The following is an 18,763-nucleotide window of genomic DNA, read 5'->3' as shown; positions in this document are numbered from 1 at the left end:
GTTCGGGACCTGTGAGAGCGGCGACAGCGCTTCTGGTCATGGTCCTCGTATTCGTCTGTGGTGGCGCGCCCGTGTCGGCCGCGCCGCCGCCCGACTTCCAGACCTCGCTCGTCGTCGGCACCGACCTGAACGAGCCGTCCGGATTCGAGATCGCCCCGGACGGGCGGATCTTCATCCTGGAGCGGGCCGGTGTCATCAAGGTCTTCAAGGACGGGCACCTGCTGGCCACGCCGTTCGCGGTGCTGCCGTCCGAACCGACCGGTGACCGGGGTCTCATCGGCATCGCCTTCGACCCGGATTTCGGGGTCTCGAACCACTACGTGTACTTCTATTACACCGGTCTCGACCTGCACAATCGCCTGGTCCGGTTCGACGCGTCGGGCGACGTCGGCACCGACGGGCCGTTCGAGATCTTCAAGACCGAGTCGCTCTCCCAGCACCTGCACGTGGGCGGCAGCATCCGGTTCGGGCCGGACGGCAAGATGTACTTCGCCGTCGGCGACAACGGCTACTCCAGCAACGCGCAGATCCTCTCCAATCCGCACGGCAAGATCCTGCGGATCAACTCCGACGGCTCCATCCCCACCGACAACCCGTTCTACGGTCAGGCCGGGAAAGAGCAGGCGATCTGGGCGTACGGCTTCCGCAACCCGTGGCGGTTCCAGTTCGACAGCCTGACCGGTGAGTTGTACGGCGGCGACGTCGGCGACTACACGTGGGAGGAGGTCAACCACATCGTCAAGGGCGGCAACTACGGGTGGCCGCTCAAGGAGGGGATGTGCACCGCGAACTGCGCGGGGTTCATCGACCCGATCCACGTCTACGCCCACGACGGGGAGAGCGCGGCGGCCACCGGCGGACCGGTCTACCGGGGCACCGTCTTCCCGGAGGAGTACCGGGGCAACCTGTTCTTCGCCGACTACGCGAAGGGTTTCATCAAGCGGGCGGTGCTCGACGAGGACGGCAACGCCACGTCGGTGCACGACTTCGACGCGCAGGCCGGGGCGGTCGTCGACTTGAAGGTGGGGCCGGACGGTGACCTCTACTACCTGACCTACATCCCGGGGCGGATCTACAAGGTCACCTACAGCCTGGGCAACCACTCCCCGACCGCGAACGCGACGTCCGACGTCGACAAAGGACTGAACCCGCTGACGGTGAACTTCTCCAGCGCGGGCAGCAGTGATCCGGACGGCGACCCGCTGACCTACGCCTGGGACTTCGGCGACGGCACGACCAGCGACCAGGCGAACCCGGCGCACACCTACGGGCAGACGGGCGTCTACACGGCCACCCTCTCGGTCTCCGACGGCGACAGCACGAACACCGCCGTACCGCTGATCATCCAGGTCGGGATCGCGCCGACGGTGACCATCGCGGTGCCCGCCGACGAGTCCACCTACCGCGCCGGCGACCTCATCACCTACAACGCGTTCGCCCAGGACGCGGCCGGGTTCGACCTGGACGACAACCGCATCAAGACGTCGGTGATCCTGCACCACCACACGCACATCCACCCGTTCGCCGGGCCGCTGACCGGCCGGGCCGGGCAGTTCACCATCCCGGACACCGGCGAGTCGTCGGCCGACACCTGGTACGAGATCCGGGTGACGGCCACCGACGGCAACGGCCTGAGCACCTCGAAGTCGATCGAGATCCGGCCGCTGACCACGACGTTCACGGTGGCTACCAGTCCGCCGGGCCTGACCGCCTACCTCGACGGGGTGCCGGTCGCCACGCCGCACGAGGTCCTGGGGGTGGAGAACTTCAAGCGGGAGTTGTACGCCCCACCGACCGCCGTGGCCGACGACGGCACCGTCCACGAGTTCCGTGGCTGGTCGGACGGCAAGGGCATCCGCCACACGATCACCACCCCGGAGGCGGACACCACCTACACGGCCACCTACACGCCGTCGTCCCCGTTCACCGCCACCTTCTACGACAACAAGAACCTGGCCGGGACCCCGGTGCTGACCCGCAGCGACCCGAGGATCGACTTCGTCTGGGGGGAGACCGCCCCGGACCCGGCGGTGCCGGCGAACGCCTTCTCCGCCCGCTGGACGAAGAAGCAGTACTTCACGGCGGGCCGCTACCGGTTCACCACTGTCTCCGACGACGGTGTCCGGCTCTACGTCGACCGGCAGCTGGTGCTCGACAAGTGGCAGGGCCAGTCCGGCACGGCCTACGACTGGATCGGTGACCTGGGCGAGGGCGTCCACACGATCACGCTCGAGTACTTCGACGAGGGTGGCGACGCCATGGCCAAACTGGACTGGGCGGCCTCGATCGACCAGCCCGGCGGCGACTGGAAGGCCGAGTACTGGAACACCCCGGGCGCCGGCTCCGCCCCGACCGTGCCGTCCGGCACACCGGCCCTGACCCGGGCCGAGCCGAACGTGGACAACGACTGGGCACTCGGCTCCCCGGACCCGGCGATCACCCCGGACCACTTCGTCGCCCGCTACTCGCGCACCCTCAACGTGTCGCCCGGCGAGTACGAGTTCACCGCGACCGCCGACGACGGGGTCCGGGTGACGGTCGACGGGCTGCGGATCATCGACGCCTGGACCGACTCCGGCGCCACCGCGCACACCGCGTCGACGCTGCTCGGCGGTGGCCCGCACACGGTGACGATGGAGTACTACGAGAACGGCGGCGACGCGGTCGCAAAACTCGCCTACCGGCAGACCGCCGAGGCGCCCGACCCGCCGGACTGGACCGCCGAGTACTTCACCGGCATGGACCTGGCCGGTACGCCCGCCCTGACCCGGCAGGACAGCACCATCGGGTTCGACTGGGGCGGCGGCTCGCCCGCACCCGGCCTGCCCGCCGACGGCTTCTCGGCCCGCTGGACCCGTACCGACACGCTGCCCGCCGGTGTCTACCGGTTCGAGGGGCAGAGCGACGACGGCATCCGGGTCTGGCTCGACGGTGTGCCGATCGTCGACAAGTGGGTCAACCAGAACGACACGTTCAGCACCGATCGCCTGTTGCTGTCCGGCACCCATCAGATCCGGGTCGAGTACTTCGAGAACGGCGGCGGCGCCATCGCGAAGTTCGGCTACCAGCGGGTCGGCGACGTCGGCCCGGTCGACACCTGGAACGCCGAGTACTTCGCCAACCGCACCCTCACCGGGACACCCACGGTGACCAGGGCGGACGACGCGGTCGCCTTCGACTGGGGCGATGGCAGCCCCGACCCGGCGATCCCGGCCGACGGGTTCTCCGCCCGCTGGACCCGGACCGCCGGCTGGGAGGCCGGGACCTACCGGTTCGCGGCGACCGGCGACGACGGCATCCGGGTGCTGCTCGACGGCGTCACGGTCGTCGACGGCTGGTCCGATCACGGCCCCACCACCTTCACCGCCGACGTCGAGGTCGGAGCCGGTGAGCACACCGTCGTCGTCGAGTACTACGAGGCGGGCGGCGGAGCGGTAGCACGATTCACTTCCCCGAGGGAGACCCGGTAATGGCGGACGTAGCCCCAGTTCGGCTGAAAGCACCCCCGGCGGTCACCGTCGTGGTGCCAACCCGCAACGAGGCGGACAACGTACGGCCCCTGGTCGAGCAACTACGCGAAGCGCTCGGCGGCACCCCCGGCGAGATCGTCTTCGTCGACGACAGCGACGACCACACCCCGCGGGCGATCGCGGCACTGTCCGAACGGGACCCGGAGGGCGTACGCCTGATCCATCGGACCGGGGCCGAGCGGACCGGAGGCCTCGGTGGGGCGGTGACCGCCGGATTGGCCGCGGCGCGGGCGCCGTGGGTCGTCGTGATGGACGGCGATCTCCAGCATCCGCCGGCGACGGTCCCCGAACTGCTCGCGGCCGGCCAGGTCGACCAGGCCGACGCGGTGGTGGCCAGCCGGTACCGCACCCGCGGCCGGGTGACCGGGCTGGGCGGCGCCTTCCGGCGCATCGTCTCGCGCGCCTCCGGCACACTCGCCCGGATCTTCTTCCCGGTCCGGCTGCGGGCGGTCACCGACCCGATGAGCGGATTCTTCGCGGTACGCCGGGACGCGCTCGACATCACGTCGTTGCGGCCGAACGGCTACAAGATCCTGCTGGAGGTCGTGGTCCGCGGCCGGATGCGGCAGATCAGCGAGGTGCCGTACACGTTCCAGCCTCGGCGGGCCGGCGAGAGCAAGGCGTCGTTCCGGGAGGGTCTGCGCTACCTGCGGCATCTCACGCTGCTGCGGATCGGCGCGACCCGTCATCCCGCCTCGCCGCTGGGCCGGTTCGCCGGTTTCGCGCTGGCCGGGGCGATCGGCACGGCGGTCAACTCGGCGGCACTGTGGGCGCTCGGTGAGGTCGCCGGGCTGCCCTACCTGCTCGCCGCGTTCCTGGCCGTACAGGTGGCGATCGTCTGGAACTTCGCGGTCATCGACAACCTGGTGATGCCACCCGGTGAGCACGCGCGGCGGCGCCGGTTCGGCCGTTTCCTGCTGCTCAACAACACTCTCACCCCGGTCCATCTGGGCCTGCTCTACGGGCTGGTGCAACTGGCCGGCCTGCACTATCTCGAAGCGAACCTGCTGGCCGTGGTCGCGGTCTTCGTGCTGCGCTACGCGGTCACCAGCAACTGGGTGTACGGCGCGCCGGCCGGTGCGGGCGGTATGGTCCTGGCGGTGCGCCGGGCCGTCGCCACCCGGCTGCTGCTGGCCGTCGGACTGACCGCCGTGGCGTTCCCGGCACTCACCGCCGGCGTGTGGGACGGGCTGTGGAGCCGCGGTCCCGGTGTGCCGCTGCTGATCCCGGTGGCGGCCGCGGCAGCGCTGGCCGCGAGCCGGATCCGGCCGGACGGCACCGAGCCGGACGTCCACGACCGTCAGGTGGACGGGCTGCTCGCCACCGTCTTCCTGACCGCCGGCGCGACCCTGCTGCTGCTCATGCCGGCCGGCGGCTGGCTGCTCCCGGCCGCACTGTCGTTCCTGGCGGGCGCGGCGATCCTGCTGGTCGGCACCCGGACCGTGGCGCGGCTACGGTGGGCGCTGCTGCTGCCGCTGGTGGCGGTGGTGGTGGCCGTACCGGCGCTGCGGGAGTCCGTCGACGCGGGGATCCGGGCCGTGGTCACCCTGCTCGGCCGTCCGGCCGGGCCGACCAGTAGCGGAGGCGGCCTGGTCACCGCCCATCAGGGCACCGATCTGCTGCTGCCCGCGCAGCAGTTGCCCGGTCTCGCGCTGGCCGGCGGTGTGGCGTGCCTGCTGATCGTCGCGGTCGTCCGGTTCGGGCCGACCGGGCGGGCGCTGGCCCGGGGCGCCGCGGCGTCGCTGGTGCTCGCCGCGGTGACGGTCGGCACGGTTCTCGCGGTGCTGCTGACCGGCCGGCTGTTCGGTCCCGCGGCGTTCGAGGTGGCGCGGCTGCCGGTGGTCACCGACGCGGTGCTGGCCCTGACCGTCGCCGTGATCGTGACCCGCTGGTCGCCGAGGTCCGCCCCGGCCGGCGCCGTCCGGCAGTACCTTCCGCGCGGCCGGTTCGCGCTGGCCGCACTGCTGGCGATGGCCGTGGTCCTGCTCGGGAGCACCCGGTGAACCCCGGTTTCTCGGCCCGGGTCGTGCTGTCCCGGGCGCAGCGTGCCGGGCTGGTGGCGGCTCTGGTCCTGATCGCGGTGTGGGCGGTGCTGCGGCCGATGGCCGTCCTGCAGACCGTGGTGGCGATCGTGACGGTGGCCTACGGCGCCGCGATCGTCTTCCGGGTGGTGCTCGTGTGGGCGGCGGCCCGCGGCGAGCACCGCATCCGGGTCGACGACGAGGAGGCCCGCGCCGTGCCCGATCACGAGCTCCCCGTCTACACCGTGCTGGTGCCCGCCTACCGGGAGCCGGCCGTGATCGGGCAGCTCATGACGCACCTCGGGGCGCTGGAGTACCCGGCGGACAAGCTGGAGATCATCCTGCTGCTGGAGGAGGACGACCGGGAGACCATCGACGCGGCGTCGGCCGTGGTCAGTGGCGGGCACGTACGCATCCTCGTGGTGCCCGAGTCGCAGCCGAAGACCAAGCCGAAGGCCTGCAACGTGGGTCTGGAGCAGGCCACCGGCGAGTTCGTGACGATCTACGACGCCGAGGACGTCCCGGACCCGCTGCAGCTGCGCCGGGCGGTGGTGGCGCTGCGCCGGCTCGGGCCGTCCTACGTGTGCCTGCAGGCCGAGCTCGGCTACTTCAACATCGACCAGAACCGGATCACCAAGTGGTTCGCGCTGGAGTACGCCACCTGGTTCCGGTCGCTGCTGCCCGGTCTCGTGGCGCTGCGGATGCCGATCCCGCTGGGCGGCACCAGCAACCACTTCCGGGCCCGGGAGCTGCGTGAGCTGGGGGCGTGGGATCCGTACAACGTGACCGAGGACGCCGATCTCGGCATCCGGCTGGCCCGCTCCGGTTACCGGGTCGGGGTGCTGGACTCGGTCACCCTGGAGGAGGCGAACTCCGACTTCATCAACTGGATCAAGCAGCGCAGCCGCTGGTACAAGGGCTACCTGATGACCTGGCTGGTGCATCTGCGGTCGCCGCGGGCCACGGTCCGGCAGCTCGGCTGGCGCGGGATCCTCTGCCTCAACCTGTTCGTCGGCGGCACGCCGCTGGCCGCCCTGCTGAACGCCGTGCTGTGGGCGACCACGGTCCTCTGGTTCCTGGACCGGCCGCCGGTCATGGAGGAGATCTTCGTGCCGCCCTTCTACTACCTGGGCGTCATCTGCCTGGTCTTCGGGAACGCCACGGTGATCTATCTGAACGTGCTGTCGGCCCGCACGATGGACCGGCCCGACCTGCTCGGCACGGCCCTGCTGTCACCCGGTTACTGGGCGATGATGAGCCTCGCCGGGGCGAAGGCGGCCTGGCAGCTGGTGTTCAAGCCGTCCTACTGGGAGAAGACGACACACGGCCTGCACCTCTCCTCCGTCGCCAAGGAGCCGGCTGATGTCGGTTGACGTGCTCATCCGTACTCCCAAGGCATCTAAAAGGGTTTTTGTCGTTTATGCCGTCGTCTATCTGGCCATGGCACTGTGGTTCTGGCACAGCGACCTGGTGCCCGGTGACTCGGCGAGCCGCGTCGCCAACGGCTGGTACACGATGTTCAGCCGCGACCCGCACCTGGCCGCCATCGGCTTCGTCTGGAACCCGCTGCCGTCACTGATCCTGCTGCCGTTCCTGCCGCTCGGCCTGGTCTTCCCGGCACTCACCCAGCAGGGCCTGCTCGTGGTGCTGGTCTCGGCGGCACTGATGACGGCGACCGTCGCGGTGCTGCACGACGTGCTGCGGCGCTCGGACGTCCCGCGGACCGCCCGGCTCGTGCTGACCGGCGCGTTCGCACTGCACCCGATGATCGTCATCTACTCCGGCAACGGGATGAGCGAGGCGTGTTTCCTGCTCTGCCTGATGCTGGCGGTGCGGGCGCTGGTCATCTGGCTCGCCGACGGCCGCGCCGAACAACTCGTGCCACTCGGCCTGGCCGTCGGGCTGGCCTACGGCGCGAGATACGAGGCGCTCGCCCCGGCTGCCGCGGTCCCGGTTCTCGTCTTCCTGACGACCTTGCTGCGTACGACCGCCGACCGCCCCCGCCGGCTGGCGCTGGCCCGTACCGACGCGGTCCTGGCCGGACTGCCCGGGCTCCTGGCGGTGATCCTGTGGGCGCTGGCCGGCAAGCTGATCGTCGGCCAGTGGTTCGCCACGTTCTCCTCCCAGTACGGCAACTCGGCCCAGGTGTCGGCCAACGCCGCCGGCATCGGTTCGGTGACCGGCGACGACCTGCCCACCCGGATCGGCTACTGGTTCCAGCAGATGACCGGGCTGGCGCCGCTGTTCGTGCTGATCCTGGTCGCCGCACTGGTGATGGCGTGGCGGCGGCGGGACCCGCGGGTGCTGGCCGCGTTCACCGTTCTCGGCTCGGTGCTGGCGTTCGACGCACTGGCCTTCCTGTCCGGCACGTCGTTCGGCTGGCTGCGGTTCCACATCACCGTCATCCCGCTGACCGTGCTGCTGGCCGGGCATCTGATCGCGGCCCGTCCCCGGCCGTCCGTCGTGCCGGTGGCACTGGCCGCCGTGCTCGTCTCGATCCCGGCGACGGTCGTCACGCTCGGGCAGCCGGCACTCGCGCGCGAGGAGTCGGAGTGGCTCACGGCGGAGGGCGCCGCGCGTACCCGGAGCCTCACCCTGGTCAACCGCAAGGTGGCCGCCGACCTGGACGCGATGGACCTGCCGGAGGGCGCGGTCCTCACCGACGCGGCCTACGCGTTCGGCATCGTCCTGGCCAGTGACCACCCGAAGCAGTTCGTGATCACCCCGGACCGGGACTTCGCCGCGACCGTGGCCGACCCGTCCGGTCACGGCGTCCGCTACCTGCTGCTCTCGGCCCAGGGCGCCGCCGACGCGGTCCGCCTGCGGTCCGCCGGCACCGCCGTCACGCCGATCCGCTCCTGGCACGACGCCACCGGCGGTCTCCAGTGGACGCTGGTGCCGACCGGCCGGTAACCGCCACCTCGCCGCGAGACGGCCGCCGATCCCCTCGGCGGCCGTCTTCGTGTTTTGGTCGGGTTGCGACCGGATCGCCCCATCGCCCGGATGCTGTCGGAACTCCGACTCCATGCCTGCGCGCACCGGTCGGACGATGGACCCCGCCCTGGTCACAGTGGATAGTCGTACCGGTGCTGAGAGTCACGTCACTCAATTTCCGGTAGCTCGCACCGGCTACTGTCGACAGTGCGCCTGACCTGCGTAAACACATCTTTAAGACGGGGTGAAGACATGGCCGCGGCAGGAGAGGTAATCGGGGGCCGTTACCGGCTCGTCCGCCCGTTCGCCTCAGGTCACATGAGCCGGATCTGGCTGGCCACCGACGAGGAGACCGACACGTTCGTCGTCGTCAAGCACTGCGCCATCCCCGAGGGCCTCACCCTCGGGCAGCAGGAGCTGGTCCGCGACTGGGCGCTGCCCGAGGCCATCGCCGCCTCCCGCGTCGAGCACCCCAACGTGATCCGCACCCTCGACGTGCTGCCGTCGTGGGACGGCCCGTGGGTCGTCATGGAGTACCTTCCGTCCCGCTCCCTGCTCCAGGTGATCGAGGAGACCGGGCCACTGCCGCCGGTCAAGGTCGCGCGGATCGGCCTGGCACTGGTGTCGGCGCTGCGGGCGGCCGGACGTGCCGGCGTGCTGCACCTCGACGTCAAACCGGGCAACGTGCTGCTCACCGAGGACGGCCGGGTGGTGCTCACCGACTTCGGCCCCACCGTCACCCCCAACGGGATCCGCACCCTGGCCGACGCCGGGATCGTGCTCGGCTCCCCGAAATACATCGCCCCCGAGCGGATCTTCGACCACGCCACCGACGAACGTTCCGATCTCTGGTCGGTCGGCGTCACGCTCTACCACGCGGTCGAGGGCCGGCCACCGTTCCTGCGCCCGACCACCGCCGAGGTGCTGCGCGCGGTCGGCGCCGCCCGGCCGGAGCCACCACGCCGGGCCGGGGCGCTCACCCCGGTCCTGGCCGGGTTGCTGCGCCGCGAGCCGTCCGAGCGGATGGGCGCGACCGGCGCCGAGTGGGCGTTGCGCGGCGTCATCGAGGCGGGGCGGCGCCGGCCACGGTCGGCGGCACGCCGCCGGATCCCGGCAATCATCGCGGCGGTCGCGGTCACCACGACACTCACCGCCGTCGCCGCCACCGCACAGGGCGGGACCTTCACGCGTACGGGGGAGACCGCCCCCGCCCGCGCGTCCGCCGTCAGCACGAGCGGGCAGCCGGAGATCGCGCTGCCGAACGGATACACCTGGTGGACCGGCGCCGAGGGATACCGGGTCGCCGTCCCCGCCGGCTGGCGCCGTGACGAGGCCGCGGCCGGGCTGGCGTTCCGCGCCACCCGGGACAGGGCGCTCCTGGGCATCACCCCGCTACCCCAGTCCCCGTCGGACGTGGTCGCCGAGCTGGAGATCGCCGAAACCGAGACCCACCTCCCCGGCTACCATCGCGTCCGCCTCGAAGCGCTTCCGGACCCGTCGGCCGCCATCTGGGAGTACACGTTCCAGGACCCGGACGGCACAGCGATGCGCTCGCTGCGCCGGGTGACGACAGCGGGAGGCCGCACCTACGTGATCGAGTGGCAGTCCACCCGAGACGCGTGGACCGCCCAGCTCCCCCGCTTCACGGTGGTCCTGGCCTCCTTCACACCCCGCCCGTGACCCACCGCGCTGTCCACACCCGCCCTCGCCCTCGCAACGTTCATCCACACCCCCACCCTCGCCACGCTCTCCACCCTCGACCCCACCAGGTTCATCCACACCCGCACCCTCGCCACACTCTCCACACTCCACCCGCGGCCCCACCAGGTTCATCCACACCCGCACCCTCGTCACACTCCACCCGCGACCCCACCACGTTCATCCACATCCCCACCCGCACCCACAACGTTCGCCCACCTCCCCACCCGCACCCACAACGTTCGCCCACCTCCCCACCCGCACCCACAACGTTCGTCCACACCCCCACCCGCGCCCTCGCCACGTTCTCCACACCCCACCGACTCAGCGGCGTTCCGGCCCCACTCAGCCTCGCCTGCCGGGTCGCCCCTGGCCGATCTTGGCCGGTTGACCACCGCTCGACTTTTCGCACTTCTGTGAATCCACGGCTTGGCCTGCCTTCGAAATCTCTGCAGGTGGCGCCCGTCATCGCCGCCAGCGCTAGCGATCTTGCGACTCCGCGCTGACCGGGGAAGACGCAAGATCCATCGCCGCGGCGGGATCCGGGCACCACGACAGCCGCGATCGTCGCCGAAAGCTCCGGCAGCGCATCGCCGGACGGGCCCGCGGGCGGTGCCGGGCCTCGGCCGGCGCCATACCGGCCGTAGCCGCCGCGCGGGTCAGCGCACACAGTGATCGCCGGTCGGTATCGGCGTCGGTCAGCACACAGTGATCGCCGGTCGGTATCGGCGTCGGCGTCGGCGTCGGCGTCGGCGCACACGATCGCCAACTCGGTGCGCTGGTAGTCGTCATAGCGCTATGCCGCGCGGTTAGGGGATTCCGGGGATCGGCACACCGACTCGGGTGATCGATATCAACACGATCCGGACGCAAGGGCCTGAACGACCGTCTTGCTTAGCCAGACTGAGCGACATCTCCCCATTCCCGAGGTCATGGGATTCCTGGTGATGCGATGAACATCGATGTCTGCCGGGTTGGCCTTTGCCGATCTTGACCGGCTTACCACCGGACGCGGTGGCAAACTGGTCAAGATCCGGCAGGGCGACCCGGTGAAGGTCGACAGTCACCGCGCTGGAGGCGATCGGCTGCCATCCGGACCCGCTACTTCGGGCGTCCGCTGACCGGCCGGACCCCTACTACGGAAGTCCGCTGACCGGCCGGACCGCTACTACGGGCGTCCACTGACCAGCCGGACCCCTACTACGAGCGTCCACTGACCAGCCGGACCGCTACTACGGGCGTCCACTGACCAGCCCACGGATCCTGCCGACGGCCCGCAGCGAGATCGAGCAACTCGGGCCTGCCCGAGAAGCCTGTTTCAACAGGGCGTCGAGCACCCGACGGATGTTGCCGACACAGCGTGCGGCATTGCGCCATAGCGAGAATGAACGATCACGATCAACGGATGGTGATCTTTCATTTTCCGGATAGCGACGGTGAGATCACCCGCGGACGTTGAGTGTGATCTCACCGTCGCCGCCGGGAGCGGTCAGCCGTACCCGGGGATCAGGTTCTGGGAAGGGATCACCTCGGCGATCTTGTGCAGCAGGTCGTGCGCGGTGAAGGGCTTCTCGATGAAGGCTATGTCGCCGTCGAGGACGTGGGTGGTGCCGAGGAGGCCGTTGCTGTAGCCGGACATGTAGAGGACCGGCAGCGTGGGTGCCGCCTCGTGGATGATCTCGGCAAGGCGGCGGCCGGACATCTCCGGCATGATCACGTCGGTCAGGAGGGCGTCGCACGTGTGCTGGCGGAAGAGGGCCAGCGCCTGGCGGCCGCCGGTGGCGGTGAGGACGTGGTAGCCGCCGTCGACGAGGATGCGGGTGACGACGCGGGCCAGGGCCGGTTCGTCCTCGACGACCAGGATGGTGCGGCCGCCGCCGGGTGGCGGGGTGTCCTGGCGCAGGACCGCGGGGACGGCGGCGCCGGACGCGGTGGCGATCGGCAGGTAGATGCGGAACGTGGTGCCGACACCCGGTTCGGAGTAGACGTTGATGCTGCCGCCGGCCTCCGCGACGATGCCGTAGACGGTCGACAGGCCCAGGCCCGTACCCTTCCCGCGCGGTTTCGTCGTGTAGAACGGCTCGAAGATGTGCGCCGCCACGTCCGCTGTCATGCCCTCACCGGTGTCGCTGACCAGCAGGCGGGCGTAGGTTCCGGACGGTAGTGGGGGCTGCATGTCGAGTTCGCCGCCGTCGAGGGCGGCGGTGTTGGCCTCCAGGACGAGGGTGCCGCCGTCGGGCATCGCGTCGCGGGCGTTGATCGCGAGGTTGAGCAGGATCTGCTGGAGCTGGCCGGGGTCGGCGTGGACCAGGACCGGCGCCGGTGACGGGACCATGATCAGGTTGATGTGTTCGCCGATGGTCCGGCCGAGCATGGCGTGCACCTCGGCGAGGCCGGCGTTCAGGTCGACGTCCTGCGGCTGGATGGTGTCGCCGCGGGTGAACGTCAGCAGCTGCCGGGTCAGGTTGATGGCCCGGTCGGCGGCGCTGCGCACGTGCCGCAGGTCGGTCGCCAGTGCGTCGTTGCCGGCCGCCTCGCCGATCGCGAAGTCGGTGTAGTTGACGATGATCGCGAGGATGTTGTTGAAGTCGTGGGCGACGCCGCCGGCGAGTTTGCCGAGGCTCTCCATCCGCTGCGCCTGGTTGGTGCGTTCCTCGACGGCCCGCTGCCGTTCGGCCGCCTCCTTCTTGGCGGTGATGTCCCGGGCCACGGCTGAGTACCCGATCGGCTGGCCGGCCCGGTCCCGGATCGCGGACACGCTGATCGAGATCTCGACGGGCGTGCCGTCCTTGCGGAAGCGGCGGGTCTCGTAGGACACACCGGCCGCGCCGTCCGCGACCATCCGCATCTTCTGCCGCTGTTCGACGGCCCCGGCGTCGTCGGCCAGCACAGCGGCCCGCTGGCCGATGATCTCGCCGGCGGCCCAGCCGAAGACCCGTTCGGCGCCCGCGTTCCAGGCCGTGATGACGCCGTCGAGGTCGGTGCCGATGATCGCGTCGTCGGTGTGCGCGACCACCGCCTCGAAGGTGGCCCGGTGCGCGGCGGCCTCGTGCTCGAGGCGTTCCCGCTGCGGATCCGGGTACATCGCACCCACCAGCGCCCGGGTGCGCCGCCGGATCGTCCAGTAGTAGAGGCCGGCCACGCAGGTCACCACGTTCCACCAGGCCAGCGCCCATACCCAGCCGATGGAGACGGCGTGTTCGGTGTGTTCGAGACCTTCGAAGGCGAGGTACGCGTGCAGCCCGTGCCCGACCGCGGCGGTCAGGAAGATCAGGGCCGTCGCCACCGCGAGCTTGTTGCTGCGCAGCTGTCCGGCCCGCGCGACCGGCACCGCGATGACCACCGTGATCGCCGCATACGTGATCATGGTGCCCAGGTTTCCCAGCAGAAAAAGCTGTTCCGGCACGATCGTCATATCGGAAACTGTCCGGTCATGCTGAGGAACCGGACCGTCCATGGGGGGATAGTGCGAGTCGGAATAACCGCGGTCGGGGCCCATCTGCCGGAGCGCGAGGTCACCACGACCGAGCTGCAGGAGCGGATCGGGAAGCTGCCCCGCGGACTGCTCGCCCGGCTCACCGGCATCGAGCGGCGGCGGTTCGCGGCCGACGACGAGTACGCGTCCACTCTCGGACTGCACGCCGCCCGCGCCGCCCTCGACGCGGCCGGGCTGCTGCCGTCCGACGTCGATCTGCTGCTGTTCGCGTCGGCCAGCCGGGACATGGTGGAGCCGGCGACCGCGCACATCCTGCAGGACGGGCTCGGCAGCCGGGCGCACGCGCTCGACGTCACCAACGCCTGCAACAGTTTCGTCAACGGGATCGACCTGGCCCGGTCGATGATCCTGGCCGGGCGGGCGCGGCGGGCGCTGGTCGTGACCGGGGAGACGCCGAGCCGGGTGATGCGGCCGCGGGTGTCGGGGCTGGCCGAGGCGCGGCAGGCGTTCGCCGGGTACACGTTCGGCGACGCCGGTGCGGCCGTGGTCGTGGAGCCGGTCGAGCGGGGCGGGATCCTCGACGTCGACACCGAGACGCATTCGGAGCACTGGAAGGTCGGCGGGATCCCCGGCGGCGGGTCACGTCATCCGCGGGGCGAGGAGCACACCTGGTTCACCGGCGACGGGCACCGGCTGCGCGGGGTGTTCGAGTCGATCGGGGCGAACATCCTGGACCGGGTGCGGGAGCGGACCGGCCTGGATTACACCGATTACGCCCGCATCCTGGTGCACCAGGTGACAATGCCGTACCTGGAGAAGTTCATCGAGGTCACGGGGGTGCCGAAGGACCGGCTCGACGTCACCGTCACCTCGTTCGGCAACATGGCCAGCGCGACCCTCGGCGTTCAGCTGAGCCGGACGTTCCCGCGACTGGCGACCGGGGACAAGGTGCTGTTCATCGGGCTCGGCGGCGGTGTCAGCATGATGACCATGGTGTGGGAGCGTTCGTGACCGACCTGTGGGTGATCGTTCCCGCCTACAACGAGGCCGCCCGGATCAGCGCCACCCTCTACGCGCTCGCCGCACAGACCGACACCGGCTTCACCCTGCTCGTCGTCGACAACGGCTCCACCGACACCACGGTCGCGGCGGTCGAGGCGTTCCGGGGGTGCGCGCCGTTCCCGGTGCGGGTGCTCGTCGAGACCGAGAAGGGCGTCGGGTGCGCGGTCGACACCGGGTTCCGGCACGCCATCGCGGCGGGGGCGGTGCTGCTGGCGCGTACCGACGCCGACTGCCTGCCCCGGCCCGGCTGGGTGGCGGCGGCGCGGGCCACCCTGACCGGCGGCGCCGGCATGGCCTGCGGGCGGATCACCGCGCGGCGCGACGAGCACGGACCGGCCGGGCGGGCGGTGTTCGGGCTGCTGGTGACGCTGGCGGCGGCGTTCGGGCGGATCCGGCCGGCACATCGGGACAGCGGATTCCGGGCGCCCTACCGGATGCACGCCGGTAACAACATGGCGATCACCGCGACGCTCTACGAGGCGTGCGGGGGCATGCCGCGGCGGCCGTCGCCGACGGACCGGCTCTTTCTCAACCGGGTACGCCGTACGACCTCATCGATCGTGCACAGCCGGTCGATGGTGGTGGAGAACTCGACCCGGAGGCTCCGCGCGTACGGGGTGCTGCGGACCGCCCGCTGGTACCTCGACCGTGGCAGCGGCCACCTGACCCCGGACCCACGATGAGAGGGGCCCCTTGCTCGACGCGCTGAGCACCGGTTCGCTGTCCGACGACTCCCCCGCTCTGCTGCGCGGCCGGCGCACGGTCACCCGACGTGATCTGGCGGAACTCCGTGACCGGTACGCGACCGCCCTGCACGCCCGCGGCCTGGGCCCCGGCGACACCCTCGGCCTGGCGATCCGCCCCGGGCCCCGCGCGCTGGCCATGGTGCTCGCCGCCTACCGGCTCGGCGTCCGGGTGGCGCTGCTCGACCCGACCGCCGGACCGGACGTGCTCACCGCGCGGCTGTCGCTGGCCCGGCCCGCCCTGGTCGTCGCCGACGCGGCCGCCCAGGCCGTCGCCGGATGGGCCGCCCCGCTCGCCCGCCGGGCCGGCCTGGCACTGCCCGACTTCAGCGTGCTCGGCCCGACCGTCACCGCCGGCCCCCGCCTGCCCGGCAACGCGCCGTCGCTGCGGCTCGTCCCCGGGCCGGTTCCGCCCGCCTACGACGGGGACGGCGACGCGGTCGTCATCTTCACCTCCGGCACCACGAGCCGGCCCCGCGCGGTCGTGCACACCCGGTCCGGACTGGACGCCGGGCTGCGGTCGGTCGCCGACCTGGTCCGGCCGGTGCCCGGGGTGCCGGTGCTGGGCGGAACGTTCTTCGTGATGGTGCCGTCGCTGGCCGCCGGGGCGCCGGTGATGTCGCCGGAGCGGCGGCCGCGGGCCCTCGCCCGGCAGATCATCGGGCTGCGGCCGCAGGCCGTCTACCTGACACCGCCGCAGCTGCGGACCGCGCTCGACGGCGGGGTCCCGTTCCGCGGGCGGGTCTACAGCGGGTCGGCGCCGGTGTCGGCGCATCTGCTCGACCGGGTCCGGGCCGCCGGAGCCGACGAGGCGTGGGGGGTCTACGCGCTCACCGAGGTGTTCCCGGCCGCCGCCGTCGAGTCACGGGAGAAGGGTGCCTTCACCGGTGACGGCGACCTCGTCGGTGACCTGCTGCCCGGGGTGCGGGCACGCCGGGACGAGGACGGGCAGCTGCTGCTCGCGGGCGACGGCGTCTGCGACCGCTATCTGGGCTCGGATCCGCACGAATGGGTCGCGACCGGTGACATCGCCACCGTGTCCGGGCGGCGCGTCGTCCTCGGCGGGCGCAGCAAGGACATGATCCTGCGCAAGGCCGAGAACATCTATCCCGGACTGTACGAGCCGTCGCTGCACGTGCCCGGTGTCTCCCTAGCCGTCCTCGTCGGCGTGCCCGCGGGCGACGGCGACGAACACGTGGTCGCCGTCATCGAGACCACCCCCGGCGCCAGCCGGGCCGCCGTCGAGGCCGCGCTCCGCGAGCCACTCGACCGGATGGGATCAGCCCGGCCGGACCGGGTGCTGTTCGCCGCGGTGCCGCTGGCCGGGCGCTCCCGCAAACCCGACCGGCACGCTGCGGCTTCGCTCGCCTCGGCGATACCCCATCAGCGGGTACGGCCATGAGCACCCCGATCCTCGCGGTGATCGTGCCCGCCTACAACGAGGCCGCGTCGATCGGCGGCACCCTGGCGGCGCTGGCCCGGCAGACCGACCACGGGTTCCGGCTGATCGTCGTCGACAACGCGTCCACCGACGACACCGCCGGCGTGGTCCGGCGCTTCGCGGTGACGGCCCCGTTCCCCGTCGAGGTCGTGACCGAAACCGAACGCGGGGCCGGCACCGCCGCCGACACCGGGTTCCGGCACGCCATCGCGACCGGAGCCGGGTACCTCGCCCGAACCGACGCCGACTGCCTGCCCGCCTCCGACTGGGTGGCGACGCTCCGGGCGTACCTCCGTGATGGTGATCTTGTCTGTGGCCGCAGTGTCCCCCGCCGTGACGAACGGCCGACCTGGGCCGAACGCCATGTCTTCCCCGCCGCCGTCAGGCTGGCGGCCGTCTACGGGCGGTATCGCAAGGCGCACCGCCGGCCGGAGTTCCGCAGCCCGTACGTCCTGGTCCACGGGCACAACCTGGCCCTGACCGCCGACCTCTACCTGCGGTGCGGCGGTACGGCGCGGGAAGCCCTCGAAGAGGGATCCGAGGACGTGACACTGCTCAACCGGGCCCGGCGGGTGACCGGCCGGATCGTGCGGGCCGAGGACCTGGTGGTCGAGGCGAGCCTGCGGCGGTTGCGGGCGTGGGGCGCGCGGCGGACGCTCCTCTGGTACTGGGACCGGCGGTGGCGTCCGCCGACGAGTTCCCAGGTCCACGTCCGCTGAGTCACCGCTTCTCCGGGCCGGTGAGTTGACCATCCGGCCGGAACCGAACGATGATCGCGTTCTCCGGCGGAGGCCGGAATGAGCCGGGCGGGGGCCGGAAATGTCACAGAAGCGGGCGCGCCGACGGGACCGGCTGGTCTACCTGCGTAGTCATCCGCTGCTGTTCGCCCTGCTCGCGGCCACCCGCCGCCGGGACGCGGTCCGGATCGGCGGGACCGTCATCGCCCATTCGCGGGCCGCGTTCACCGACGGGCTGATCCGGGTGCCGCTGGACCGTACCGCCGAGGGCACCACCGGCGGCGCCGCCGGTGAGCTGGCCGGTGGCGGGCTGCTGTTCGACCAGGAGGGCGACGACCATCGAGGCGCACGCCGTGACCTGGCCGCGTCCCTCGGCGCCGACGGTGTCGACCGGTTGCGCCCGATCTGGACCGACATCCTGAAGCACCGCCTGGCCCCCCTGGCGACCGGCCACGCCGTCGATCTCGTGGACGTGGCCGCCGAACTCTCCGGGGCCACCGCCGCCGCCCTCCTCGACCTCACCGCCGACCCGCACGAACTCGCGGCCGCCGCCCGTTCCGCCGCCGCCGCGGCCGCCCGCGAACACCTTCCCGGCCCTCGCCCCGCGGCCCACCGCCGTGCCGCACGGCAGGCCGCCGACCATCTGAACGCCCTGGTGGGAGCGGCCCCCGACAGCGGATTGGCGGCGATGCTGGCAGTCGCCGCGATCAACACGACGGTCGCCGGGCTGCCGCGAGCGGCGGCCTGGTGCGCCGATGCCGACCTCTGGGGGTACGCCGAAAGCGCCCCCGATGCCTTGACCGGCGAACTTCTCCGCGTCACCGCCCCCACACCGCTGCTCCCCCGGGTCGCCGCCGGCACCGGAGCCGTGGCCGGCCACCCGATCCGCCGTGGTGACCGCCTGATCCTGATCGCCCGCCACGCGGTGGGAGCCCACGACCGCGACCCGTCCCCCACGGACCCGGCCCCGCCGCAGGTTTCACAGCTGGTGTTCGGGGCAGGTCCGCACGCGTGCCCGGGAGCCCGCCTGGCCCGCGCCCAGCTGACGGACGCGCTGGTCGCACTCGCCCCCTACCGTCCGGTGGTGCGGGACGCCGTTCCCGATCGACGGAGCGCCCTCCCCGGCTGGGCCGTCCTGACGGTGACCGCGACCCGCTGAGG

Annotated in this window: 11 protein-coding genes; 10 read left to right on the top strand and 1 reads right to left on the bottom strand. The window is 71.6% G+C overall.

The genetic code is table 11. The features are described from left to right. The first annotated feature begins 11 nt into the window (after positions 1-11). The 5 genes from ACFO0C_RS05970 to ACFO0C_RS05950 all read left to right on the top strand — a co-directional run bounded on the left by ACFO0C_RS05970 (position 12) and on the right by ACFO0C_RS05950 (position 10,165). Positions 12-3,470, top strand: a complete 3,459-nt coding sequence (locus tag ACFO0C_RS05970) for a PA14 domain-containing protein (RefSeq protein WP_378065489.1) — start codon at positions 12-14, stop codon at positions 3,468-3,470. Next, on the top strand, positions 3,470-5,533 hold the full coding sequence (locus ACFO0C_RS05965; RefSeq protein WP_378065488.1) for a glycosyltransferase family 2 protein: 2,064 nt from the start codon (positions 3,470-3,472) through the stop codon (positions 5,531-5,533). Before ACFO0C_RS05970 ends, ACFO0C_RS05965 begins: the two co-directional genes overlap by 1 nt. Continuing rightward, a complete protein-coding gene (locus tag ACFO0C_RS05960; protein ID WP_378065487.1) occupies positions 5,530-6,924 on the top strand; it encodes a glycosyltransferase in 1,395 nt (464 codons plus the stop codon). Before ACFO0C_RS05965 ends, ACFO0C_RS05960 begins: the two co-directional genes overlap by 4 nt. Then, positions 6,914-8,464 (top strand): hypothetical protein, encoded by a 1,551-nt coding sequence (locus ACFO0C_RS05955; RefSeq protein ID WP_378065486.1) that lies wholly within the window; start codon positions 6,914-6,916, stop codon positions 8,462-8,464. Before ACFO0C_RS05960 ends, ACFO0C_RS05955 begins: the two co-directional genes overlap by 11 nt. 273 nt (positions 8,465-8,737) lie before the next feature. Further along, the gene (locus tag ACFO0C_RS05950; RefSeq protein ID WP_378065485.1) at positions 8,738-10,165 is read left to right on the top strand and encodes a serine/threonine-protein kinase; all 1,428 of its coding nucleotides are present in this window, start codon (positions 8,738-8,740) and stop codon (positions 10,163-10,165) included. Between the two features lie 1,507 nt (positions 10,166-11,672). On the opposite strand, the gene ACFO0C_RS05945 is transcribed toward ACFO0C_RS05950, so the two are convergent. Next, positions 11,673-13,598 (bottom strand): PAS domain-containing sensor histidine kinase, encoded by a 1,926-nt coding sequence (locus ACFO0C_RS05945; protein WP_378065484.1) that lies wholly within the window; start codon positions 13,596-13,598, stop codon positions 11,673-11,675. A gap of 51 nt (positions 13,599-13,649) precedes the next feature. Between ACFO0C_RS05945 and ACFO0C_RS05940 the strand changes: the two genes are divergently transcribed. From ACFO0C_RS05940 to ACFO0C_RS05920, 5 genes are all read left to right on the top strand, one after another. Next, entirely contained in the window at positions 13,650-14,630 is a 981-nt protein-coding gene (locus tag ACFO0C_RS05940; protein ID WP_378065483.1) for a 3-oxoacyl-ACP synthase III family protein, read from the top strand. After that, positions 14,627-15,364, top strand: a complete 738-nt coding sequence (locus ACFO0C_RS05935; protein WP_378065482.1) for a glycosyltransferase family 2 protein — start codon at positions 14,627-14,629, stop codon at positions 15,362-15,364. The genes ACFO0C_RS05940 and ACFO0C_RS05935 overlap by 4 nt, the downstream gene beginning before the upstream one ends. A gap of 10 nt (positions 15,365-15,374) precedes the next feature. Continuing rightward, complete coding sequence (locus ACFO0C_RS05930) at positions 15,375-16,826, top strand: class I adenylate-forming enzyme family protein (RefSeq protein ID WP_378065481.1); 1,452 nt, start codon at positions 15,375-15,377, stop codon at positions 16,824-16,826. Next, positions 16,823-17,584 carry a glycosyltransferase family 2 protein gene (locus ACFO0C_RS05925; protein ID WP_378065480.1) on the top strand — a complete coding sequence of 254 codons (762 nt, stop codon included), beginning with the start codon at positions 16,823-16,825 and terminating at the stop codon, positions 17,582-17,584. Before ACFO0C_RS05930 ends, ACFO0C_RS05925 begins: the two co-directional genes overlap by 4 nt. A 100-nt stretch (positions 17,585-17,684) precedes the next feature. After that, on the top strand, positions 17,685-18,761 hold the full coding sequence (locus ACFO0C_RS05920; protein WP_378065479.1) for a cytochrome P450: 1,077 nt from the start codon (positions 17,685-17,687) through the stop codon (positions 18,759-18,761). Positions 18,762-18,763: the final 2 nt, after the last annotated feature.

The sequence above is a fragment of the Actinoplanes subglobosus genome, assembly GCF_042650585.1.
In the GTDB taxonomy this organism is placed as follows: domain Bacteria; phylum Actinomycetota; class Actinomycetes; order Mycobacteriales; family Micromonosporaceae; genus Actinoplanes; species Actinoplanes subglobosus.
Note: the sequence above shows the minus strand (reverse complement) of the source record. Positions and strands in the feature narration are given on the sequence as shown.